Source organism: Streptomyces sp. NPDC055962 (assembly GCF_042270185.1).
Taxonomy (GTDB): Bacteria; Actinomycetota; Actinomycetes; order Streptomycetales; family Streptomycetaceae; genus Streptomyces.
Genome location: NZ_JBHJYN010000001.1, coordinates 1,161,307 through 1,183,724 on the forward strand (window position 1 = coordinate 1,161,307; position 22,418 = coordinate 1,183,724).

A 22,418-nucleotide genomic window follows, 5' to 3' on the forward strand; every position below is an offset into this window, starting at 1 on the left:
GGGCAACGAACGGGATGACGCGGGACACGGCTTGGGCAACGAACGGGATGGCGCAGGACGGGGCTCGGGCAACGAACGGGATCGCGCAGGACGGGACTTGGGCAACGAACGGGATGGCGCATGACGGAGAGCCAGGGCCGCCGGGTGAGCCGGACCGAGGAGACCGCCGAGGGTGCAGGACCGTTCACCACCCGGCTGACCTGGCGCCTCGGTGACGGAGGCACCGCCGTCTGGGAGTCACGGCCGGCCCGCAAGCGCGGTCTGCTCACCGTGCGGGCGGCGGGTGAGTCGGAACCCCGCTCCCGAAGCGCGGACAGCGTCTCGAAGCATCGCCTCCGCCGGCTGAACACCATCGCCGCCTGCGCGTTCGTGATCGGCGGCGGCCTGTTCGTCGCCGGAGCCTCGGTGGCACAGTTCGGCACGGGCGGGGCGACGGGGGCCTGGATCTACTTCGCCGGCGGTCTGTTCTTCAACACGGGTGACTACGCGTCCCTGCTCCAGGCGGTGAACGCTCCCCGCCAGAACAGCGGGATCGCCGCGCTCGCCACACAGCGCTGGAGGTGGTGGAGCTACGAACCGGGCCGGATCGACTGGCTGAGCACCTTCGTTCTGTTCGTGGGAACGCTGGTGTTCGGGATCAACCTGCTGGGTTCCCTGTTGCAGGGGCTCAGCGCACAGCAGGTGGACCGCCTGGTCTGGGCCCCCGACCTGATCGGCTGCCTGCTGTTCCTCGTCTCCGGGCACCTGGCCCTGGTGGAGGTCTGCCACGGCCGGCCGGGCATCCGCCCCCACGATCTCGGCTGGTGGATCGTCGCGGTCAACCAGTTCGGATCGGTGCTCTTCATGGCGTCGGCGCTGGCCGACTTCACCCGCCCCGCGACGGGGAGCGTCGTGAACATCGACATCGCCAACTGGGGCACCCTGGCGGGCGCGCTCAGCTTCTGCGCCGGCGGGGCGCTGCAGTTCTACGAACGGCCCTGATCCCGCACACGCCTCCGGGCCAGGCCGGGACGGCACACGGCCCCCGCACGGCCCGTCCCGGGGTGCTCGGGCAGGGCCCGGAAAGCGCGTGTGGCAAGGTATGCCGACAGCTCACGCCGGCCGGGCCTCGCGAGGAGAGTCCGGCCCGGAGCGATGTCCCGGGTCCCGGCATCCTGCGCACAGCATCCGGAAGCGGAGAGTTAGCAGGCCGGTAGGAAGCATCCCCACCGGCTCGCTTCCGATCTTCCAGGAGGACACCCATGAACGGAAAGCGCCGCCGGTTGCTGCTGGCCGCGATCGACCCCATGCTCGAGGCCGGGGAGCAGGTCGAGGTGGCGACCATCGTGAACCTGAGCACGGTCTCCGTACGCCGGACCGCCGCGTTCGCCGCGGCCTCGGCGCTCATGAGCGGCGGCGCGATGGCCGTGATCCCCGTACCGGTCCCCATGTATCTCGCGATGACCGACCGCCGGATCTTCGTCTTCCGGGCCAACCCGACGTTCGCGAGGCCCGAGGAGCACCTGATGACGATTCCCCTCTCCGGTCTCGTGCGCACCGAGGTCAAGGAGCGGGTGCTCAACTCGTCGTTCGTCGTCACCTCGCCTCACGACCAGCAGGGCCTGAAGATCATCTTCCCTCTGGTCGCACGCAAGGACCGGAACGCGATAGCAGCCGTTCTGCCCCTGGCCGGCTGACCTCCCGAACCGACCCGGCCGCCTGCGCCGCCGCTCACACCGGGGTGGGCGCGCAAGCCGGGCGGCCGGCCGGGTCCACGCGGATGCAGGAGAGGGGCGAGCCGCAGCGAACGCACCCGCGGAGAAGCCGGGGGACGTCCGATCCGGCGTGGAATTCGAGTGCCGGTCTGCGGGTCCCGGCCCACCACACAGCGCTACGGACCGACCTGGCCGCTCTCGGAGCGCTCAGACGGCACGGGAACCCCTGAACCGACCCCCAGGTCCTTCCGCATCGCTGCCTGCATGTCGGTGATCTCGCTCCACAGGCCCAGCACCCAGACGTGTTGCCGTTGCCCGCGTTCACAACTCCCCGCGTTCTGACGCCATCAGAGCGGAGTTCACCGGCCGCGGCTCGGCACAGCGCTACGGGAGCGGAACGAGACCGGCAAAAGAGCGGGACGAGACGGAGCGAGACTTTCCCCCCGGAGGGACAGCTGGGGGACACGCCCTGGCACTCCCTGACAAGAGCGGGATCCCGGTGGGACGGCGGGCGATCTCGGGGGCCGGCCGGCCCGCTCCGCAGCAACACGTACACCTACGCAGAAACCCCGCCCGACCCACTGTTTCAGCAGGTCGGACGGGGTTTCCCGTCCTGTGGCGGCGCCAGGGTTCGAACCTGGGTAGGCTGAGCCGGCAGATTTACAGTCTGCTCCCTTTGGCCACTCGGGCACACCGCCTGGAACGACGCCTCGGATCCCCGTAGGGCTCCTTGGCGACGACGTAAACGATACCTGATACCCGGGGGTGCTACGCCACCCGGTTGATCAGCGCCGGGCGGGCGCGGGGGTGGCTAGGCTTTGTGCCGTACCCAACGCATACGACGCAAGGAGCCACACGTCATGGCCGACTCCAGTTTCGACATCGTCTCGAAGGTCGAGCGGCAGGAGGTCGACAACGCCCTCAACCAGGCCGCCAAGGAGATCTCCCAGCGCTACGACTTCAAGGGGACGGGCGCGTCGATCTCCTGGTCCGGCGAGAAGATCCTCATGGAGGCGAACGGCGAGGAGCGGGTCAAGGCGATCCTCGACATCTTCCAGTCCAAGCTGATCAAGCGCGGGATCTCCCTGAAGTCGCTGGACGCGGGCGAGCCCCAGCTCTCCGGCAAGGAGTACAAGATCTTCGCCACGATCGAGGAGGGCATCTCGCAGGAGAACGCCAAGAAGGTGGCGAAGATCATCCGCGATGAGGGCCCGAAGGGCGTCAAGGCGCTGGTCCAGGGCGACGAGCTGCGCGTCAGCTCCAAGAGCCGGGACGACCTGCAGGCGGTGCAGGCGCTGATCAAGGGCAAGGACCTCGACTTCGCGGTGCAGTTCGCCAACTACCGGTAGACGGCCCGCTGCCGTGTGCAGCGGGGCGCGGGCGGGGCGGGGGGCCATGGCGGCGCTTCCCGCCCTGTTGCCGTTCTCGTGGCGGTCCGGGGCGGGTCAGCGCCGTTCGCGGGAGTTGCCGAAGAGCAGCCGGTAGGCGATCAGCAGGACGAGGGATCCGGCGATGGCGGCCACCCACGTCGCCGCGTCGAAGAAGTCCGTGCTGATGGGGCGGTCAAGGAAGCGCGACGACAGCCAGCCTCCGAGGAAGGCACCCACGATGCCTATCAGGGTGGTGCCGATGATGCCTCCGGGATCGCGGCCCGGGAGGAGGATTTTGGCGATGGCGCCGGCCAGCAGCCCGAGGATGATCCAGCTGATGATGCTCATGTCCGCGTTCCTACCCGTCACTCGTTCCTGCAAGCCATGACGCTGTCAGGACGGGTGCGGTTGCCGGCCGGCTGGTCCCGTCAGTGGCCCACGAGCGGCTGGTCGCTGGGGACGATCTCCTTGCCGAAGGGCATCAGCGAGACCGGGATGAGCTTGAAGTTCGCGATGCCCAGCGGGATGCCGATGATCGTGATGCACAGGGCGATGCCGGTGAAGATGTGGCCGAGCGCGAGCCACCAGCCCGCCAGGACGACCCAGAGGACGTTGCCGATGAGGGAGCCGCCTCCGGCGCCGGGGCGGTCCACGACGGTGCGTCCGAAGGGCCAGAGGGCGTAGACGCCGATACGGAACGCGGCCACGCCGAAGGGGATGCCGATGATCGTGATGCAGAGCAGGAGCCCTGCGGCGATGTAGCCCAGGAACATCCAGAGTCCGCACAGGACCAGCCATATGACGTTCAGGATTGCGTTCATGGTCGATACCCTGCCATCTGCTCGAGTCGGGCGATGCGTTCAGCCATGGGCGGGTGGGTGGAGAACATCTTGGACATGCCCTGGCCGGGACGGAACGGGTTCGCGATCATCATGTGGCTCGCGGTCTCGATCCGCGGTTCGGGCGGGAGCGGAAGCTGTTTGGTCCCGGCGTCCAGCTTGCGCAGGGCCGACGCCAGGGCGAGCGGGTCGCCGGTGAGCTGAGCCCCGGACGCGTCGGCCTGGTACTCACGGGAGCGGCTGACGGCGAGCTGGATCACGGAGGCGGCGAGCGGGCCGAGGATCATGATCAGGAGCATGCCGAGGAGCCCCGGGCCGTCGTCGTCGTCGGACCGCCCGACAGGGATGAGCCAGGCGAAGTTGACCAGGAACATGACGACGGAGGCGAGGGCTCCCGCAACGGAGGAGATGAGGATGTCGCGGTTGTAGACGTGGCTCAGCTCGTGGCCGAGGACTCCGCGCAGCTCGCGCTCGTCGAGGATCTGGAGGATGCCCTCGGTGCAGCACACGGCGGCGTTGCGCGGGTTGCGGCCGGTGGCGAAGGCGTTCGGTGCCTGGGTCGGGGAGATGTACAGCCGGGGCATGGGCTGGCGTGCCGCGGTCGAGAGCTCACGGACCGTGCGGTAGAGCTGCGGCGCCTCGAATTCGCTGACCGGGCGGGCCCTCATGGCGCGCAGGGCGAGCTTGTCGCTGTTCCAGTACGCGTAGGCGTTGGTGGCGAGCGCGACGAGGAGGGCCACGATCAGGCCGGTCCGTCCGAAGAAGCTGCCGATGACGATGATGAGGGCCGAGAGGCCCCCGAGGAGTACAGCGGTTTTCAGCCCGTTGTGCCGGCGGTGCACGGTACGCCCTCCAAATGGTGCAGCAGGGGAACCCTTGCTCGATGGTGCTCCACTCCCCAGTGGAACGTCCTGTACTGGTCAACGCGAGGGGAAGGGAGCTAGTTCCCTTGTGCGAGGTGGCCGGGGGCACAGGCAGCAGGGGCGGATCCTGGTGGATCCGCCCCTGGGCCGTACGGGTGGTCGTGCCTGCGCGGGCGAGTGGCTCCGCGCGGCAGAGGGAGTCAGCGCTGGGCGGGGAGCCCTGCCTGGGCGGGGAGCCCGGCGAGGGCGCGCGCCTCGGCGTCCGGCTCGACCTCGCACGTGCAGTGCGCGCAGCGGGTGGCGACCGAGGGGATCTCGCTGAAGCAGTGGGGGCAGTCGCGGAGGGCGGCCTTGATGTCGGCCGCCTTCTCCTCCTCCTTGGCCGTGAAGCGGTTCTGGACCTTGGCCATGGGGAGGACGACCAGGAAGTAGAGGACCGCGGCGGTGATCAGGAAGGCGATGGCCGCGCTGATGAAGAGGCCGTAGGGGAAGACCACGCCGTCGAAGGTGAACTTCGACTTGGTGAAGTCGCCGGTGCCCCGGGTGAAGAGGCCGATCAGCGGCACGATGAACGCGTTGCTGAAGCCCGTGACCACGGCGGTGAAGGCGGCTCCCACGGCGAGGCCGATGGCCATGGAGATGACGTTCCCGCGGAGGATGAAGTCCTTGAACCCGTTCAGCACCGCTCTGGCTCCTCTGTGCTTTCTTGTTGTGGCCGTCCTGCGTCCCCTTTTCGTGACGCGTGCACGCATGACCATGCCCTGTCCGCAGCTCCGCGGGCAAGCCGGTCGGAGCCCCTCAGAAGAGGCCGGCGGTGGCGAAGCGGAGGATGAGCTGCGGTGCCCCGGAGAGTGTGATTCCGGCTACGGCGGTGAGGGCGATCGCCACGGTGAGCGGCGCGGGGACCCGGTGCCCGGGGGCGGCGGGCGCGTCGTCGGCGGCCGTGTCCTCCGCCGGGGCCTTGAAGAGCGCGGCGGTCCACCGGAGGTAGTAGTACAGCGCGATCACGACGTTGACGGCCATGACGACGGCGAGCCAGCCCAGTCCCGCGTCGACGGCGGCGGAGAAGACCGTGACCTTGGCGAAGAGGCCGATGATGCCGGGCGGCAGGCCCGCGAGGCAGAGCAGGAAGAAGCCGAGGGCGAGCGCGGCCAGGGGGCGGGTGGAGTGGAGCCCGCGGTAGTCGCTGAGGCGGTTGCCCGGGTGGGTACGGGCGACGAGGGCGGCGACCGCGAAGGCCCCGAGGTTCACCACGGCGTACATGAGCGCGTAGGCGACGGTCGAGCCGATCTGCGTGCTGCCGGCGTACGCGGCTGCCGCGATCGGCACGAGGAGGTACCCGGCCTGGCCGACGGACGACCAGGCGAGGAGGCGTACGGCGCTGCGGGCGCGGGTGGCGTTCTGCCGGAGCGCGGCGAGGTTGCCCGTGGTCATGGTGAGCGCGGCGAGGACGGCCAGGGCGGGGCCCCAGACGTCGCCGTACGAGGGGAAGCCGACGACGGTGACGAGGACGAGGCCGGAGAAGCCCACCGCCTTGCCGACGACCGAGAGGTACGCGGCGATGGGGAGCGGCGCCCCCACGTAGGTGTCGGGGACCCAGAAGTGGAACGGGGCGACGGCCGTCTTGAAGGCGAAGCCGACCAGGGTGAGGACGACGCCCGTCTCGGCCAGGGTGGAGAACCGGCCCGGTACGTCGTCGAGCCGGGCGGCGATCTCCGTGAGGTGCATGGTGCCCGTGGTGGCGTAGATGAAGCTGACGCCGAGGAGCATGACGGCGGTGGCGACGACCGAGGAGAGGAAGAACTTCAGCGCCGCCTCGGAGGAGCGCCGGTCGCCGCGCTTGATGCCGACGAGGGCGAATGCGGGGAGGGAGGCGACTTCGAGGGCGACGACGAGCGTGGCCAGGTCCCGGGCCGCGGGAAGGAGCGCCGCGCCCGCCGCGGAGGAGAGCAGCAGGAACCAGAATTCGCCTGCGGGGAGCTTGCGGGTGTCGCCGATCGAGAGCAGCGCGGTGAGCAGAGCCCCGCCGAGTACCAGTGCCTGGATGACGAGCGCGAAGTGGTCGGCGGTGTAGCTGCAGGCCCGTGCGCCGTCGGTGAGGCAGAAGGTGGAGCGGTCCCCCGCCCGCAGCGGGAGAAGCATCGCGAGCGCGGCCGCGAGCCCGGCGACGGCTCCGTAGCCGAGGAGCGGCTTGTGCCGTTCGCCGACGAAGAGGTCCGCGACGAGGATCAGCAGGGCCGCGGACGCCGCGATGACGGGGGGTGCGAGGGCGAGCCAGTCCACGGACTGTACGAGGCTCTCCGCCCCGGTTGCGCTGCCGGCTGCCACGGTCACGACTTGCCTCCTGCGAGGAGCTTCTGCACGGCCGGGTCGGTGAGGCCGAGGAGGACGGCGGGCCAGAGTCCGGCGAGGACGGTCAGGGCGGCGAGCGGGGTCCAGGCGGCGAATTCGTAGCGCTGGATGTCGGCGACCGGGTGGGACTGCTCACGGTGCTCGCCCATGCAGACGCGGCGTACGACGATCAGCATGTACGCGGCGGTGAGGAGGGTGCCGAGGGCGCCGACCGCCATGAAGGTGAGGAAGGCGGGGCGGCTGAGTCCTTCGGCGGGGTCGAAGGCGCCGAACAGGGTGAGCATCTCGCCCCAGAAACCGGCGAGGCCGGGCAGTCCGAGCGAGGCGATCGCGGCGAAGGCGAGGAGTCCGCCGAGCCGGGGGGCGCGGCCGTAGAGGGCGGCTCCGGTGGCGCCCGACAGGGTGTCGAGGTCGGCGGTGCCGTAGCGGTCCTTGACGGCGCCGACCAGGAAGAACAGCAGGCCGGTGATGAGGCCGTGAGCGATGTTCGCGAAGAGTGCGCCGTTGACGCCGGTCGGGGTCATCGTCGCGATGCCGAGCAGCACGAAGCCCATGTGGCCCACGGAGGAGTAGGCGATCAGGCGCTTGAGGTCGCCCTTGGCGCCGGGGCGGGCGAGGGCGAGGCAGGCGAGGGACCCGTAGATGATCCCGACGACGGCGAAGGCGGCGAGGTACGGCGCGAAGGTCTGCATCCCCTCGGGGGCTGCGGGGAGCAGGATCCGTACGAAGCCGTACGTGCCCATCTTCAGCAGCACTCCGGCGAGGAGGACGGAGCCGACCGTGGGGGCGGCGGTGTGGGCGTCCGGCAGCCAGCTGTGCAGGGGCCACATCGGAGTCTTGACGGCAAGCCCGATCCCGACGGCGAGCACGGCGACGACCTGCACGGACGTGGTCAAGCCGCGGCCGTTGTCAGTGGCGAGTGCCACCATGTCGAAGGTGCCGCTCTTCAGTCCGATGAGGAGCAGCCCGAGCAGCATGATCACGGAGCCGAGCAGCGTGTAGAGGATGAACTTCCAGGCGGCGGGCTGCTTGCGGTCACCGCCCCAGCGGGCGATGAGGAAGTACATCGGGATGAGGACCATCTCGAAGGCCAGGAAGAACAGCATCAGGTCGAGGACGGCGAAGGTCGCGAGGGTGCCGGACTCGAGGACGAGGACGAGAGCGACGAAGGCCTTCGGGGAGGGGCCCGCGGGGAGCTTGAAGTAGCTGTGGAGCGCGCAGAGGAAGGTCAGCAGCGCGGTCAGCACGAGAAGGGGGAGCGAGATGCCGTCGGTGCCGAGGTGGATCCGGATGCCGAGTGCCGGGATCCAGCTGATGTCCGTGGTGGCCTGCATCCTCGACGGGTGGTCGTGGTCGAAGCCCGCGGCCAGGACGAGCGTGGCCAGGAACACGGCTCCGGTGACGGTCACGCCGTGGCGGAGCACGGCCTGGTCGGGGCTGCTGCCCCTGAGTCCGGGCGGGGCGGGCAGGAGGGCCGCGACCGCGCCGAGGAGCGGGGCGACGACGACGAACGCCAGAAGGACCTGCATCACGGATGCGCTGATATCGAACACGGCTCACGCCCCGGCGTAGACGTTGGCAAAGACGACGGCGGCGATCGCCAGGACAAGGGTTCCGGCGAGCAGCGCGCCCAGGTAGGTCTGCACGTTGCCCGTCTGGGCGCGGCGGACCACGGTGCCGAGTCCGCGGGCGATGCTGCCCGAGCCGCGCACATAGGTGTCGACGACCTCACGGTCCAGGAAGCGGACGAGGCGGGCGGCGGCGACGACGGGGCGGACGAACACCGCCGTGTAGAGGGCGTCCAGGTGGAAGCCGGTCACCGCGTGGCGGTGGAGCGGGCCCAGCAGGAGGCGGCCGGGGTCCGTGGGGTCCGGTGCGTCCGCGATGGTGCCGTACACCGCCGTGTGCGAGGCGATCGCCTCGGCCTCGACGAGCGCGGGTTCGGCGTCGGGGTGGGCGGTGACCGCGCCGACCGGGGGGCGGTCGGCGAGCGCCGTGGTGTGGCGCCATGCCCCGTAGGTGACGAGTCCGCCGACGAGCCCGACGCCGGTGGAGAGGACGGCGGTCGTGAGGGAGGGGGTGAGGCTGTGTCCGTCGAACCAGTCGGTGAGCGTGCCGACGGTGAGACCGAAGGCGATCGTCGGGACGGCGAGGACCCAGAGCACGGAGGTCATCGCGACGGGCTGCCTGCCGTGGTCGGGGGCCTCGGGACCGCGTCCGCGGAAGGCCAGGAGCCAGAGCCGGGTGGCATAGGCCGCGGTGAGGACCGCGGCGAGGAGTCCGGCGACGAGGATCGTCCAGCCCGCGGCGGCCGGTGCGACGTCGCGGTCTCCGAAGGCGGTGTGCTCGGCGGCGACGAGAACGGCTTCCTTGGAGAAGAAGCCGGCGAACGGGGGGATGGCGGCCAGGGCGAGAAGGGCGACGGTCATCGTCCAGTAGGCGTCGGGGATGCGCCGGGCGAGACCTCCCATGCGGGACATCGCGGCGAGTGAGTTGGTGCCCGCCGCGTGGATGACGACACCTGCGGCAAGGAAGAGGACGGCTTTGAACGCACCGTGCGACATGAGGTGGAAGACGGCGGCCCCGCGGTCGCCGACGGCCAGGGCACCGGACATGTAGCCGAGCTGGCCGATCGTCGAGTAGGCGAGGACGCGCTTGATGTCGTCCTGGGCGAGTGCGGCGAGCCCGGAGCCGATCATGGTGACGGCCGCCATCACGGCGAGGACGACGAGGGCGGCGCCGGAGGCGGTGAAGACGGGGAGGAGCCGGGCCACGAAGTAGATGCCGGCGGCGACCATCGTCGCGGCGTGGATCAGTGCGGAGACGGGGGTGGGACCGGCCATCGCGTCGGGCAGCCAGGTGTGCAGGGGGAACTGCGCGGACTTGCCGGCGACACCGGCGAGGAGCAGCAGCGCGATGAGGGTCGGGTGGTCCGGTCCGCCGTTGGTGACCGCGGCCAGGATGCCGGTGATGCGGAAGGTGCCGGTGTCCGCGGCGAGCGCGAACAGCCCGATGAGGAACGGCACGTCGCCCAGTTTGGTGACGAGGAAGGCCTTGAGGGAGGCGGCGCGTGCCTCGGGCGTCTCCCAGTAGTGGCCGACGAGGAAGTACGAGCAGATGCCCATGATCTCCCAGCCGACCAGGAGCACCATCAGGTCGCCGGAGTAGACGACGAGCAGCATCGCGGAGGTGAAGAGGGAGACGAGGGCGGCGTACGAGGGGTAGCGGACGTCGTCCTTGAGATACGCCGTCGAGTAGATCTGCACACAGGTGGCGACGAGCCCCACCAGGACGGCCACGAGGACGGCGAAGCCGTCGAGGTGCAGGGCCAGATCGACGGGGACCGATCCGGTGGGTGTCAGCCGGGTCGAGGCGTCGAGGGGACGGCCGCCGCCCTGGCGTGCGGCGACGACGACAGCGAGGACGGCGGCGGTCAGGGTCGGCAGGACGGCGAGGGGGCGGACGAAGCCGGGTGCACTCCTGCCCAGGAGCAGCCCTGCGGCGGCACCCAGGAAGGGAAGGAGGGGGACGAGGACGGCGAGGGTCGTGGTGGTCACGCGGTGGCCTCTGCCTTCTTTGCCTTCCCTGCCGGAGCAGTGGCCTGGTCTGCGGTGGTGTCCTGGGCGCCGTCGTCACCGTCGTCGGGCAGCGATTCGGCTTCGTCGGTCTCCGCGGTGTCGCGGAGACGGTCGACGTCCGAGCTTCCGCGGTTGCGGTAGACGGCCAGGACGATCGCGAGGCCGATGCCGATCTCGGCCGCGGCGATGGCGATCGTGAAGAGGGTGAGCGCCTGTCCGGCGTGGAGTGCGTCCCGGAGCCAGACGTCGAAGGCGACCAGGTTGAGGTTGACGGCGTTGAGCATCAGCTCGACGGACATCAGGACGAGGATCACGTTGCGGCGGACCAGTACGCCGTACAGACCGGTGCAGAAGAGGAGGACGGCGAGGACGGCGGGATACGCGAGGTGCATCAGCTCTGTTCCTCCCTGTGGGCCCGCCGGTCCGGGGCGGTCCGGCGGTCGTCGCCTGCCTGCCGGTCCTTGGGGCCCTTGCCGTCCTTACCGTCCTTGCCGTCCTTTCGGGACAGGACGATCGCTCCCACGAGGGCGGCGAGCAGCAGGACGGAGAGCGCTTCGAACGGCAGCACCCAGTGCCGGAAGAGGAACTCCCCGGAGGCCTTGGTCGAGCCCTGGACGGGACCGTCCAGATCGATCCAGGTCGTACGGAAGGCATCGACGACGACCCAGACCAGGGCACCCGCGGCTGCGGCCGCGGAGCCGAGGGCGATCCACCGGTTGCCCGAGTCGGCGTCCGGGGAGCGGCCGATGGGGGCTCTGGTGAGCATCAGCCCGAAGAGGAGGAGGACGACGACGGAGCCGACGTAGATCAGGACCTGCACCCATGCGATGAACTCGGCGGTGAGCAGCAGGTACTCCACCGCGATGCCGCCGAGTGCCACGACGAGCCAGAGGGCCGCGTGCACGAGCTGTTTGGTCGTGACGGTGATCAGGGCCGCGCCGAGGGTGGCCAGACCGACGAGGACGAAGGCGATCTCGACACCGGTCGGGGAGAGGAAGCCGGGATGGCCTGAGGCGGTCGCGAGGATCACTCCTGCCCCTCCCGCTCTGCTTCCTGGGCTTCCTGTTCCTGGGCCTCCTGGGCTTCCTGGGCCTGGAGCTTGTCGGCCGCCTTGCGGGCGGCGGCGATCTCCTTGGGCTCCTCGGCTCCCGGGTCGAGCGCGGGCGGCTCGGGAACGGTCCACATCCACTCGCGGAGCTTGTCGCGCTCGTGGGTGAGCTCGTGGATGTCGGTCTCGGCGTACTCGAACTCGGGCGACCAGAACAGCGCGTCGAAGGGGCACACCTCGATGCAGATGCCGCAGTACATGCACAGGGCGAAGTCGATCGCGAAGCGGTCCAGGACGTTTCGGCTGCGCTCTCGGCCGCCGGGTGCGGCGGCGGGCGTCGTCTCCTTGTGGGAGTCGATGTAGATGCACCAGTCGGGGCATTCACGGGCACAGAGCATGCAGACCGTGCAGTTCTCCTCGAACAGTCCGATGACGCCCCGGGTGCGGGGCGGCAGTTCGGGCTGTACGTCCGGGTACTGCGCGGTGACCGTGCGCTTCGTCATGGTCCGCAGGGTGACGGCCAGACCCTTGGCCAGGCCTGAGCCGGGGATCGGGGGCACTAGTTGATCGCCACCTTCACGATGCCGGTGAGCGCGATCTGCGCGAGGGCGAGGGGGATGAGCGTGGTCCAGGCGAGCTTCTGCAACTGGTCCTCGCGCAGGCGGGGGTAGGTGACCCGGAGCCAGATGACGACGAAGGCGAGAACCGCGGTCTTGAGCAGGGTCCAGACCCAGCCGAGCCCGTCGGCGCCCAGCGGCCCGTGCCATCCGCCGAGGAAGAGGACGGTCGTCAGGCCGCACAGGACGACGATCCCGGCGTACTCGGCGAGCAGGAAGAGAGCGAAGCGAAGACCCGTGTACTCGGTGTAGGCACCGAAGATGATCTCCGAGTCGGCGACCGGCATGTCGAAGGGCGGGCGCTGGAGTTCGGCCAGGCCCGCCACGAAGAAGACCAGGGCGCCGACGATCTGCCAGGGCAGCCACCACCACTCGAAGGCGTCGAGGATGCCGGGGAGCGAGACGGTGCCGGCCGCCATGGCCACGGACGCCGCGGCGAGCAGCATCGGCAGTTCGTACGCGAGGAGCTGTGCGGCCGTGCGGAGGCCGCCGAGCAGGGAGAACTTGTTCGCCGAGGCCCAGCCCGCCATCAGCGAGCCGAGCACGCCGACGCCCATGACCGCCAGCACGAAGAAGATGCCCGCGTCGACGACCTGCCCGACCGCTCCCTCGCCGGGGCCGACCGGGATGGCGACGATCACGAGGAGGTACGGGAGCAGGGCGACGGCGGGAGCCATCTGGAAGACGCGGCGGTCCGCTGCGGCCGGTACGACGTCTTCCTTCTGCGCGAACTTCACCCCGTCCGCGACGAGCTGGGCCCAGCCGTGGAAGCCGCCCGCGTACATGGGGCCGAGGCGGCCCTGCATGTGGGCCATCACCTTGTGCTCGGCCTGCCCCACGACGAGCGGGAGCACCATGAACACGGCGAAGACGATGACGAGGCGGAGGGCGACGTCGAGTACGTCGTTCACGCGGTATCGCCTCCGGCGGGACGGTCGGGTCGGGACGGGGAGTCGGGGTCCGGGTCGGGCTCGAGGGCGGAGCGGTCCGCGTCGGGGGCGGAGCCCAGGTCATCCGGGCCGGAGCCCTCGTCGTCCGGGCCGGAGCCCGGGGCACGCTCCGGTTCACGGCCGGCATCGTCCTGCCCGGTGGCGTCCGAAGGTTCGGGCTCCGCCGGCTGCCCGGGGCCGGGCTCGGGCTCGGCCGGCTGCCCGGGGCCGGGCTCGGGCTCCGCCGAGTGCTCGGGGCCGGGCTCGGCCGCAGGATCGGACGCGGGCGCAGGCCCGGACGCAGGCGCAGGCCCGGACGCAGGCGCAGGCCCGGACGCAGGCGCAGGCCCGGACGCAGGCGCAGGCCCGGACGCAGGCGCAGGCTCGGACGCGGGCGCAGAAGTTTCCGGCCCAGAGGGCTTGGGCTCAGGGGACTCGGGCCCAGAGGACTCGGGCGTGGATGATCCCTCGGACTCAGAGGACTCAGAGGACTCAGGGGACTCGGTTGCAGACGGCTGCTCAGTCGTCGGCGCGGGCCGTTGCTCTCCTGTCGGCCGCTTCGGGGCCTCGTCGAAGGCGGGGCGCGCGTCGTGCCAGGGTGCGTCGGCGCTGCCCGCCGCGCCCGCCGCCCGTGGCGCGGTGCCGCCGCTCCGCGCGGTGCCGGAGTCCGACGTGCCGGTGTCCGTCGAGCCCGAGTCCGTCGTACCGGTGCCCCGCGCACCCGCGTCCGGCGCGGCAGGCGAAGACGTGGCAGGCGAAGGCCGACCTGCCGCAGACGCCCCTGCTGCAGATGCCTCTGCCGGAGACGCCCCTGCCGGAGGTGTCGTTGCCGCAGACGCCCCTGCTGCAGATGCCTCTGCCGGAGACGCCCCTCCCGGAGGTGTCACTGCCGGAGGCGCCCCTGCCGGGCCGCCGGTGGCCTGGCTCGCCGAGCCCTGGGAGGCGCTGCGGCTGCGCCGCGGAGGCGCCGCCTGCGGGGTCTCCTCCGCCGCGTCGGGCCGCTGCGCCGCCGAGCCCTCGGTCACGCTGCGGGCCCGGCGCACCGGGCGGTCGCCCGCCGCGCGCGCCCCACGGGCCGGCCGGGCGGGCGCGGGCGGGAGCTGCCCCTTGAGCGGGCCCCACTCGTTGGGATCGGGCACCCCGGGCGGCAGCATCGTGCGCCGCTTGGGCCCGCCGTGCTCGGACTCGCCCGGCTCCTTCGCCCCCGGCCATGCCTTGGCCACACGGGCCGCGAGGACGAAGTCCTTGCGCAGCGGGTGGCCCTCGAAGCTCTCGGGCAGCAGGAGGGGGACCAGATGCGGGTGGTCCGCGAAGGCGATGCCGAACATCTCGTGCGTCTCACGCTCGTGCCACGCCGCGCCCGCGTAGACGCCGACGGCGGTCGGCAGGACGGCGGCCTCGTGCGGGACGGTCGTACGGACGAGCAGGCGCCGGACCGTGCCGTCGCCGAGGGCCGCGACGTGGGCGCACACGCGGAAGCCGGTGCCCGGTTCGTCGACGGCGCTCAGCCAGTCGAAGTAGGTGCAGCCCAGCGCGTCGCGGGCCGTTTCCAGGGCGGCGGTCCAGGAGGCGGCGGGGACGTCGACGGTGAGCAGGTCGTACGCGTGCGCGGCCGTGGCGTCCGCGCCGAAGACGTCGGTGACGGCGTCGGGCAGCCGGTCGTAGGTGTCCGCGGAGGTCACCGCTCCTCCTCCCCCGGCGTCTTCGGGGCGGCGACGAGGCCGCTCCGCAGGGCTGCGGTCGAGGCGCGGGCCGTGTCCGCGGTGGCGTACCGCTCGGCGAGCGACTCGCGGGCGATCTTCTCCTGGAGCTTGAGGATGCCCTGAAGGAGCGCCTCGGGCCGGGGCGGGCAGCCGGGCACGTAGACGTCGACGGGGATGATCTGGTCGACGCCCTTCGTCACGGAGTACGAGTCCCAGTACGGGCCGCCGCAGTTGGAGCAGGCGCCGAAGGAGATGACGTACTTCGGCTCGGGCATCTGCTCGTACAGGCGCTTCACGGCCGGGGCCATCTTGTCCGTCACCGTGCCGGACACGACCATCAGGTCGGCCTGCCGGGGGCCGGGTGCGAAGGGGATGACGCCGAGCCGGATGAAGTCGTGGCGTGCCATGGAGGCGGCGATGAACTCGATGGCGCAGCAGGCGAGTCCGAAGTTGAAGACCCAGAGGCTGTAGCGGCGGCCCCAGTTCAGGACCACCTTCATCGGTTCGGGCGCGAGCCGGGACAGCACCCCGAGCTTCTTCGGCCCGGGCAGCGTCGTCGGATCGGGCAGCGACACGGACACGGGGGGTTCGGGGTTCGGCCGGCTCGTCACGCCCATGCGAGGACGCCCTTCTTCCATGCGTAGAGCAGTCCCACGGCCAGGAAACCGAGGAAGATGAACATCTCCACCAGCGTCGTCGCCCCGTATCCGGGGGCCGCGAACACCGTCGCCCACGGGAACAGGAAGATCGAGTCGACGGCGAAGATCACGTACAGGAAGGCGTACACGTAATAGCGAACCTGGGTGTGGGCCCAGCCCTCCCCCACGGGGTCCACGCCGCACTCGTACGTGAGGAGTTTCTCCGGCGTCGGGACCACGGGCCTCAGCAGCCGGCCGGCCCCGAAGGCGACGGCGACGAACAGCACACCCACCAGGGCGAGCAGTCCGACCACTGAGTAGCTCTGGAAGTAGTCCGACGCGAGAACGGTCGGTCCAGGCACGTCCGCCACGTCCGCCCCTCGCTCCCTCAACCTGTTCGACGGTCTGTACGCACGGGAGTCTAGGCCCTGTTAAAGAGACGGTAAGCAGCCCCGTCGGACAACGGGTGGGGCGGAAGGTGACAGGGGGGTCCGCCGGGAGGTGGGGTTACCCCTACCCGCCTCCCACCCACGAACCCCATGGCGTGGGCAGGCCCGGCCCGGCACGCTGGTTGCATGACCATGAGCCCCTCATTGCCGGACAACGACCGGCCGCCGCCCGCGCGCTTCGCCTTCGACCGGTGGACGTGGAAGGAGATCGCCCATCTGCTGGCCGATCTGCCGATGGCGATCGCCGGGTTCGTGTACGCCGTGTTCCTGGTCGGTGTGGGCGCCGGGCTCTCGGTGACCGTGATCGGGCTGCCGCTGCTCGCGCTGGGGCTGCAGGGTGCGCGCGGGCTGGGCCGGGCGGAGCGCGCGCGGGCGCGGGGGATGCTCGGCGTGCGGATCGACGAGCCGAGCCCGATGGCGCGCGGCCGGCGGGAACAGGGCTTCTTCTCCTGGCTGTGGTCGGGGCTGAAGGACCCGGTGGGCTGGCGGGCGTTGCTGTACTCGTTCGTGCGGCTGCCGTGGGGGGTGGCGACGTTCGCCGTGACGCTGGTGGGCCTGTTCGTGCTCTGGCCGGTGCTCCCGTTCATCGCGCGCGCACTGACGAACGCCGACCGGGCCATGGTGCGGGCGCTGCTCTCGCCCTCCGACGAACTGGAGCGCAGGATCGCCGAGCTGGAGTCGGACCGGGGGGTGGTCGTGGACACGGCCGCCGCGGACCTGCGCCGCATCGAACGCGACCTCCACGACGGCGCACAGGCCCGCCTCGTCGCCCTCGCCATGGGCCTGGGACTGGCGAAGGAGAAGCTCACCGCCGACCCCGAAGCCGCCGCCCGCATGGTCGACGAAGCCCACGGAGAGGTCAAGGTCGCCCTCCAGGAACTCCGCGACCTCGCCCGCGGCATCCACCCCGCCGTCCTCACCGACCGCGGCCTCGACGCCGCACTCTCCGCCATCGCCTCCCGCTGCACCGTCCCGGTGTCCGTGTCGGTGGACCTGTCGGGCCGGCCGGCGGAGGCGATCGAGGGCATCGCCTACTTCACCGTCTCCGAACTCCTCCAGAACGTCAGCAAGCACGCCCGCGCCACCCGCGCGTCCGTCGACGTCTGGCGCACGGCGGACCGCCTCCTGCTCCAGGTCACCGACGACGGGCGCGGCGGCGCCCGGCTCGACGGCGGGACGGGCATGTCGGGTCTGGCGGAGCGGCTGGGCGCGGTCGACGGGCTGTTCGTCGTGGACTCCCCCGAGGGCGGCCCCACCACGGTCACCGCGGAGCTGCCCTGGCGCGACCGTGCGGACGCCGGGGCCACGCGGGCCGGTACGCCATGACCGCGGCGGCTCGTCGCGCCCGCAGGCCGTCCTGTGGCCCGGCCGTCCCATGGTGGGGAAAACCCCCTGCCGGATACGGAGACCGCCCTCATGGTGCGGAGTCCCCCGGCACAGCAGTCTTGAGGTATCGGCCGACGGACCGGCCCGCGGGGAACTCCCGCCCGGACGAACCCGCGGGGAACTCCCGCCCAGAAGAAACGGACGGACGCCACTGATGGCCACGGCATACGGACCGGACACGCGGGACCGCCACAGGCCCGCCACCGGGCCGGGGAACCTCCCCCCGGCGAAGCACTTCCTCCCCGCGGCGCTGCGCGCGCCTCTGGAGGCCCGCACCTGGCGCGAGCTGGCCTATGTGGTCCTGGGCCTGCCGATCGGTGTCGTGATGTTCAGCCTGGCGGTGACCATGGTGTCGCTGGGCCTGGGCATGCTGATCACCTTCCTCGGCATTCCGATACTCGCCGCCGGCCTGGTCATGTGCCGCGGCTTCGGCGCAGTGGAGCGGGGCAGGGCGCGCGGGCTGCTGAAGCTGGACGTCGCCGATCCCGCGCCGGTGCGGGGCAAGGGCGGCCTCATGTCCTGGGTCGGCGCGGTGCTGAAGAGCGGGGTGTCCTGGCGGCACCTGCTGTACGCGGTGCTGCACATGCCGTGGGCGACGTTCGCGTTCACCGTCGCGGTGACGTTCTGGGCGTACGGCTGGGCGGCGTTCACGTATCCGCTGTGGCGCTGGGTCTTCCCCGCCTACGTGGGTGTCGACGGGATCCAGCTGTACGGCGACGCGACGCACCAGGTCTACCTCGACTCGTCCTTCGAGGTGGGGGTGACCAGCGCGCTCGGCCTGGCGCTCGTCCTCGTCACGCCGTGGATCATCCGTGGTCTGGTGTCCGTGGACCGCCTGATGGTGGCGGGGCTGCTCGGTCCCTCCCGGCTGGCCACCAGGGTCTCGGAGCTGGAGTCGGACCGGGGGGTGGTCGTGGACACGGCCGCCGCGGACCTGCGCCGCATCGAACGCGACCTCCACGACGGCGCACAGGCCCGCCTCGTCGCCCTCGCCATGGATCTCGGGCTGGCGAAGGAGAAGCTCACCGCCGACCCCGAAGCCGCCGCCCGCATGGTCGACGAAGCCCACGGAGAGGTCAAGGTCGCCCTCCAGGAACTCCGCGACCTCGCCCGCGGCATCCACCCCGCCGTCCTCACCGACCGCGGCCTCGACGCCGCACTCTCCGCCATCGCCTCCCGCTGCACCGTCCCCGTCACGGTCACCGTGGACCTGGAATCACGCCCCGCGCAGGCGATCGAGGGCATCGCCTACTTCACCGTCTCCGAACTCCTCCAGAACGTCAGCAAGCACGCCCGCGCCACCCGCGCGTCCGTCGACGTCTGGCGCACGGCGGACCGCCTCATGCTCCAGGTCACCGACAACGGGCGCGGCGGCGCCGATGCGGCGACGGGCAGCGGTCTGGCCGGGCTCACGGAGCGGCTGGACGCGGTCGACGGCATCCTCGTCGTCGAGTCCCCGGCCGGGGGCCCGACGACGGTCACGGCGGAGCTGCCCTGGAGGGGCTGAGACACGGGCCGCCCCCGCGGTGCCCCGGACGCCGTGACGGCGTCCGGGGCACCGCGGCGTGCCCGGCCGGACCGGAACCGCTGGTCCAGCCCCTTCGGGGCGCCGATGCTGGAATGCTGGACGGACAAGGGCGGCGCGTTCAGCGGCGTACACACGGAAGACCGACAGTGGGGGACACAACGTCGTGGAGGAAAGAGTGCGGGTCGTCATCGCCGAGGATTCGGTGCTGCTCCGGGAAGGGCTCACCCGGCTGCTGACGGATCTCGGGCACGACGTCGTCGCAGGGGTGGGGGACGCCGAGGCCCTGCTCAAGACGGTGGCCGACCTCGCGGGACAGGACGCGCTGCCGGACGTGGTGGTCGCCGATGTGCGCATGCCGCCCACCCACACCGACGAGGGGGTGCGGGCGGCGGTGACGCTGCGCAAGGAGTACCCGGACATCGGGGTGCTGGTGCTCTCGCAGTACGTCGAGGAGCAGTACGCCACCGAACTGCTGGCCGGCAGCAGCCGCGGGGTGGGTTATCTGCTGAAGGACCGGGTGGCGGAGGTCAGGGAGTTCGTGGACGCCGTCGTGCGGGTGGCGCAGGGCGGGACCGCGCTGGACCCGGAGGTCGTGGCCCAGCTGCTGGGCCGGAGCCGCAAGCAGGACGTCCTGGCGGGACTCACACCTCGTGAGCGGGAGGTCCTCGGTCTGATGGCGGAGGGGCGTACGAATTCAGCCGTTGCCCGGCAGCTGGTGGTGAGCGACGGAGCCGTGGAGAAGCACGTCAGCAACATCTTCCTGAAACTGGGTCTGGCGCCCAGCGACGGCGATCACCGTCGAGTTCTGGCCGTTCTTACTTATCTGAACTCGTGACAGAACGATGATCTGTCCGCGATGATCTGGACGTTCCACCAGCCGTGAAGCAGAACCCCAGCCCTCCGGCGAAAGGATGAGCACCAGGGGGAGGCTCGACCCGTCATCTGGGGGGTCCGGGAAATGTGGCGGAGCGTGACGCATTCGTGCGCCGGAAACGCGTCCACCATATGACCGGTCCGAGGAAGGCGACCCTTACAGAAGTAGGGTGGTGCCTGGACCGCCGGCGGGCCGGCCGGTCCCGAGCCGCCGCCCAGAGGGAGGTCCAGTTCAGTGACCAGTCAGGTCAGTAGCCCAGCCGGAAAGTCCGATGAGGCCAACGGGGCCGCCGTCGGGGGTCAGCGCACCCCGCACGGCGACCGTCCCGGCGCCACCGAGAAGGAAATCCGCCGTCTGGACCGGGTGATCATCCGTTTCGCGGGTGACTCGGGTGATGGCATGCAGCTGACGGGTGACCGGTTCACGTCGGAGACGGCGTCCTTCGGGAACGACCTGTCGACGCTGCCCAACTTCCCGGCCGAGATCCGGGCGCCCGCCGGGACACTGCCGGGTGTGTCGTCGTTCCAGCTGCATTTCGCGGACCACGACATCCTCACACCGGGCGACGCACCGAATGTACTGGTCGCCATGAACCCCGCCGCACTGAAGGCGAATATCGCCGACGTGCCGCGCGGTGCCGACATCATTGTGAACACTGATGAGTTCACCAAACGCCCGATGGCGAAAGTCGGATACGCCGAGTCCCCGCTCGAAGACGGCTCGCTCGAGGCGTACAACGTCCATCCGGTTCCCTTGACGACCTTGACGATCGAAGCTCTGAAGGAGTTCGGACTTTCCCGCAAGGAGGCCGAGCGCTCGAAAAACATGTTCGCGCTCGGGCTGTTGTCCTGGATGTACAACCGTCCGACCGAGGGGACGGAGACATTCCTCCGGTCCAAGTTCGCCAGGAAGCCGGACATCGCCGAGGCGAATGTGGCGGCGTTCCGTGCGGGCTGGAATTTCGGTGAGACGACGGAGGACTTCGCGGTCTCCTACGAGGTCGCACCCGCGTCGCAGGCATTCCCGACCGGCACGTACCGCAACATTTCGGGGAACCTGGCTCTGTCGTACGGGCTGATCGCGGCGGGCCGGCAGGCGGATCTGCCCGTGTATCTGGGTTCGTATCCGATCACTCCGGCGTCCGACATCCTGCACGAACTCAGCAAGCACAAGAATTTCGGTGTGCGGACGTTCCAGGCGGAGGACGAGATCGCCGGGATCGGGGCGGCGCTGGGGGCGGCGTTCGGCGGTTCGCTCGGCGTGACCACGACCTCAGGTCCGGGTGTGGCGCTGAAGTCGGAGACGATCGGGCTGGCGGTGTCGCTGGAGCTGCCGCTGCTGATCATCGACATCCAGCGCGGGGGCCCCTCGACCGGCCTGCCGACCAAGACGGAGCAGGCCGACCTGCTCCAGGCCATGTACGGGCGCAACGGTGAGGCACCGGTCCCGATCGTCGCGCCGAGGACTCCGGCGGACTGCTTCGACGCGGCCCTGGACGCCGCCCGGATCGCGCTGACCTACCGGACCCCGGTCTTCCTGCTGTCCGACGGCTACCTCGCCAACGGCTCCGAGCCGTGGCGCATCCCGGAGACCGACAGCCTCCCGGATCTGCGGACGCAGTTCGCGACGGGCCCCAACCACGAACTCGCGGACGGTACGGAGGTGTTCTGGCCGTACAAGCGGGATCCGGAGACCCTCGCCCGCCCCTGGGCGGTGCCCGGCACACCGGGGCTGGAGCACCGCATCGGCGGCATCGAGAAGCAGGACGGCTCGGGGAACATCTCCTACGACCCGGCCAACCACGACTTCATGGTGCGCACCCGTCAGGCGAAGGTCGACGGCATCGAGGTCCCCGACCTGGAGGTCGACGACCCGGCGGAGGCGACGACCCTGGTCCTGGGCTGGGGTTCGACGTACGGGCCGATCACCGCGGCGGTCCGGCGGCTGCGCGCGGCGGGCGACACCATCGCCCAGGCCCACCTCCGCCACCTCAACCCCTTCCCCCGGAACCTCGGCGAGGTGCTGAGGCGCTACGACAAGGTCGTCGTCCCGGAGATGAACCTCGGCCAGCTGGCGCTGCTGATCCGCGCGAAGTACCTGGTCGACGCCACGTCCTTCAACCAGGTCAACGGAATGCCCTTCAAGGCCGAGCAACTCGCCACCGTCCTCAAGGAGGCCATTGATGCCTGACACCAACGAGCTCCTCCAGCTGGTCCCCAAGGCCGAGGGCGCGCAGTCCATGAAGGACTTCAAGTCCGACCAGGAGGTGCGCTGGTGCCCGGGCTGCGGTGACTACGCGGTCCTCGCGGCCGTGCAGGGCTTCATGCCCGAACTGGGGCTGGCCAGGGAGAACATCACGTTCGTCTCCGGCATCGGCTGCTCGTCCCGTTTCCCGTACTACATGAACACCTACGGGATGCACTCCATCCACGGCCGCGCCCCCTCCATCGCCACCGGCCTGGCCACCTCCCGCCGCGACCTGTCCGTCTGGGTCGTCACCGGCGACGGCGACGCACTGTCCATCGGCGGGAACCACCTCATCCACGCCCT

22 protein-coding genes and 1 tRNA gene are annotated in these 22,418 nt (G+C 70.7%); 8 read left to right on the forward strand and 15 right to left on the reverse strand.

The window, feature by feature from the left end; translation table 11 throughout:
* Positions 1-120 precede the first annotated feature (120 nt).
* Together ACFC51_RS05280 and ACFC51_RS05285 are read left to right on the forward strand one after the other, a co-directional pair.
* Entirely contained in the window at positions 121-981 is an 861-nt protein-coding gene (locus ACFC51_RS05280) for a hypothetical protein (RefSeq protein WP_376527015.1), read from the forward strand.
* Between the two features lie 260 nt (positions 982-1,241).
* On the forward strand, positions 1,242-1,676 hold the full coding sequence (locus ACFC51_RS05285) for a hypothetical protein (RefSeq protein WP_376374215.1): 435 nt from the start codon (positions 1,242-1,244) through the stop codon (positions 1,674-1,676).
* 634 nt (positions 1,677-2,310) lie between these two features.
* Here ACFC51_RS05285 and ACFC51_RS05290 read toward each other — a convergent pair.
* Positions 2,311-2,392 (reverse strand) — tRNA-Tyr (locus tag ACFC51_RS05290).
* A 162-nt stretch (positions 2,393-2,554) separates the two neighbouring features.
* Between ACFC51_RS05290 and ACFC51_RS05295 the strand changes: the two genes are divergently transcribed.
* Positions 2,555-3,043, forward strand: coding sequence for a YajQ family cyclic di-GMP-binding protein (locus ACFC51_RS05295; protein WP_329040019.1), 489 nt, complete (start codon positions 2,555-2,557; stop codon positions 3,041-3,043).
* Between the two features lie 96 nt (positions 3,044-3,139).
* Here ACFC51_RS05295 and ACFC51_RS05300 read toward each other — a convergent pair whose 3' ends face one another.
* The 14 genes from ACFC51_RS05300 to ACFC51_RS05365 form a co-directional block, all read right to left on the reverse strand.
* The gene (locus tag ACFC51_RS05300) at positions 3,140-3,412 is read right to left on the reverse strand and encodes a GlsB/YeaQ/YmgE family stress response membrane protein (protein WP_362664814.1); all 273 of its coding nucleotides are present in this window, start codon (positions 3,410-3,412) and stop codon (positions 3,140-3,142) included.
* 80 nt (positions 3,413-3,492) lie between these two features.
* Positions 3,493-3,885 (reverse strand): YccF domain-containing protein, encoded by a 393-nt coding sequence (locus ACFC51_RS05305; protein ID WP_376374218.1) that lies wholly within the window; start codon positions 3,883-3,885, stop codon positions 3,493-3,495.
* Positions 3,882-4,745, reverse strand: a complete 864-nt coding sequence (gene htpX / locus ACFC51_RS05310; protein WP_099173877.1) for a zinc metalloprotease HtpX — start codon at positions 4,743-4,745, stop codon at positions 3,882-3,884. Before htpX ends, ACFC51_RS05305 begins: the two co-directional genes overlap by 4 nt.
* A 221-nt stretch (positions 4,746-4,966) precedes the next feature.
* Complete coding sequence (gene mscL / locus ACFC51_RS05315; RefSeq protein WP_376374221.1) at positions 4,967-5,449, reverse strand: large conductance mechanosensitive channel protein MscL; 483 nt, start codon at positions 5,447-5,449, stop codon at positions 4,967-4,969.
* A gap of 115 nt (positions 5,450-5,564) precedes the next feature.
* The gene (locus ACFC51_RS05320) at positions 5,565-7,100 is read right to left on the reverse strand and encodes an NADH-quinone oxidoreductase subunit N (protein WP_376527017.1); all 1,536 of its coding nucleotides are present in this window, start codon (positions 7,098-7,100) and stop codon (positions 5,565-5,567) included.
* Complete coding sequence (locus ACFC51_RS05325) at positions 7,097-8,647, reverse strand: NuoM family protein (protein ID WP_376374258.1); 1,551 nt, start codon at positions 8,645-8,647, stop codon at positions 7,097-7,099. Before ACFC51_RS05325 ends, ACFC51_RS05320 begins: the two co-directional genes overlap by 4 nt.
* Before the next feature lie 27 nt (positions 8,648-8,674).
* Complete coding sequence (locus ACFC51_RS05330) at positions 8,675-10,675, reverse strand: NADH-quinone oxidoreductase subunit L (RefSeq protein ID WP_376527019.1); 2,001 nt, start codon at positions 10,673-10,675, stop codon at positions 8,675-8,677.
* Positions 10,672-11,088: an NADH-quinone oxidoreductase subunit NuoK gene (gene nuoK, locus ACFC51_RS05335; RefSeq protein WP_376527021.1), complete on the reverse strand. Its 417-nt coding sequence runs from the start codon at positions 11,086-11,088 to the stop codon at positions 10,672-10,674. The genes ACFC51_RS05330 and nuoK overlap by 4 nt, the downstream gene beginning before the upstream one ends.
* Entirely contained in the window at positions 11,088-11,726 is a 639-nt protein-coding gene (locus ACFC51_RS05340; RefSeq protein WP_376527023.1) for an NADH-quinone oxidoreductase subunit J, read from the reverse strand. The genes nuoK and ACFC51_RS05340 overlap by 1 nt, the downstream gene beginning before the upstream one ends.
* Positions 11,723-12,304 carry a NuoI/complex I 23 kDa subunit family protein gene (locus ACFC51_RS05345; protein WP_376527025.1) on the reverse strand — a complete coding sequence of 194 codons (582 nt, stop codon included), beginning with the start codon at positions 12,302-12,304 and terminating at the stop codon, positions 11,723-11,725. The genes ACFC51_RS05340 and ACFC51_RS05345 overlap by 4 nt, the downstream gene beginning before the upstream one ends.
* Entirely contained in the window at positions 12,304-13,272 is a 969-nt protein-coding gene (locus ACFC51_RS05350; RefSeq protein ID WP_376374238.1) for an NADH-quinone oxidoreductase subunit H, read from the reverse strand. The genes ACFC51_RS05345 and ACFC51_RS05350 overlap by 1 nt, the downstream gene beginning before the upstream one ends.
* Complete coding sequence (locus tag ACFC51_RS05355; protein WP_376527027.1) at positions 13,269-14,972, reverse strand: NADH-quinone oxidoreductase subunit C; 1,704 nt, start codon at positions 14,970-14,972, stop codon at positions 13,269-13,271. Before ACFC51_RS05355 ends, ACFC51_RS05350 begins: the two co-directional genes overlap by 4 nt.
* On the reverse strand, positions 14,969-15,610 hold the full coding sequence (locus ACFC51_RS05360; protein WP_376374244.1) for an NADH-quinone oxidoreductase subunit B: 642 nt from the start codon (positions 15,608-15,610) through the stop codon (positions 14,969-14,971). Before ACFC51_RS05360 ends, ACFC51_RS05355 begins: the two co-directional genes overlap by 4 nt.
* The gene (locus tag ACFC51_RS05365; protein ID WP_329231764.1) at positions 15,601-16,002 is read right to left on the reverse strand and encodes an NADH-quinone oxidoreductase subunit A; all 402 of its coding nucleotides are present in this window, start codon (positions 16,000-16,002) and stop codon (positions 15,601-15,603) included. Before ACFC51_RS05365 ends, ACFC51_RS05360 begins: the two co-directional genes overlap by 10 nt.
* A gap of 204 nt (positions 16,003-16,206) precedes the next feature.
* Between ACFC51_RS05365 and ACFC51_RS05370 the strand changes: the two genes are divergently transcribed.
* From ACFC51_RS05370 to ACFC51_RS05390, 5 genes are all read left to right on the forward strand, one after another.
* A complete protein-coding gene (locus tag ACFC51_RS05370; RefSeq protein WP_376527029.1) occupies positions 16,207-17,406 on the forward strand; it encodes a sensor histidine kinase in 1,200 nt (399 codons plus the stop codon).
* A 214-nt stretch (positions 17,407-17,620) separates the two neighbouring features.
* On the forward strand, positions 17,621-18,973 hold the full coding sequence (locus ACFC51_RS05375; RefSeq protein ID WP_376374250.1) for a sensor histidine kinase: 1,353 nt from the start codon (positions 17,621-17,623) through the stop codon (positions 18,971-18,973).
* Between the two features lie 196 nt (positions 18,974-19,169).
* Entirely contained in the window at positions 19,170-19,829 is a 660-nt protein-coding gene (locus tag ACFC51_RS05380) for a LuxR C-terminal-related transcriptional regulator (RefSeq protein ID WP_376374261.1), read from the forward strand.
* A gap of 273 nt (positions 19,830-20,102) precedes the next feature.
* Positions 20,103-22,058, forward strand: coding sequence for a 2-oxoacid:acceptor oxidoreductase subunit alpha (locus ACFC51_RS05385; RefSeq protein ID WP_376374252.1), 1,956 nt, complete (start codon positions 20,103-20,105; stop codon positions 22,056-22,058).
* The coding region (locus ACFC51_RS05390) for a thiamine pyrophosphate-dependent enzyme (RefSeq protein WP_376527031.1) at positions 22,051-22,418 on the forward strand (368 nt) is incomplete at its 3' end. The genes ACFC51_RS05385 and ACFC51_RS05390, both read left to right, overlap by 8 nt.

Coding starts and splice junctions, on each gene's coding strand:
- ACFC51_RS05285 (WP_376374215.1), top strand. CDS start 1,242: ATGAACGGAAAGCGCCGCCGGTTGCTGCTGGCCGCGATCGACCCCATG.
- ACFC51_RS05295 (WP_329040019.1), top strand. CDS start 2,555: ATGGCCGACTCCAGTTTCGACATCGTCTCGAAGGTCGAGCGGCAGGAG.
- ACFC51_RS05375 (WP_376374250.1), top strand. CDS start 17,621: ATGGCCACGGCATACGGACCGGACACGCGGGACCGCCACAGGCCCGCC.
- nuoK (WP_376527021.1), bottom strand. CDS start 11,088: ATGCACCTCGCGTATCCCGCCGTCCTCGCCGTCCTCCTCTTCTGCACC.
- ACFC51_RS05280 (WP_376527015.1), top strand. CDS start 121: ATGACGGAGAGCCAGGGCCGCCGGGTGAGCCGGACCGAGGAGACCGCC.
- ACFC51_RS05360 (WP_376374244.1), bottom strand. CDS start 15,610: ATGGGCGTGACGAGCCGGCCGAACCCCGAACCCCCCGTGTCCGTGTCG.
- ACFC51_RS05300 (WP_362664814.1), bottom strand. CDS start 3,412: ATGAGCATCATCAGCTGGATCATCCTCGGGCTGCTGGCCGGCGCCATC.
- ACFC51_RS05305 (WP_376374218.1), bottom strand. CDS start 3,885: ATGAACGCAATCCTGAACGTCATATGGCTGGTCCTGTGCGGACTCTGG.
- ACFC51_RS05325 (WP_376374258.1), bottom strand. CDS start 8,647: ATGCAGGTCCTTCTGGCGTTCGTCGTCGTCGCCCCGCTCCTCGGCGCG.
- ACFC51_RS05370 (WP_376527029.1), top strand. CDS start 16,207: ATGACCATGAGCCCCTCATTGCCGGACAACGACCGGCCGCCGCCCGCG.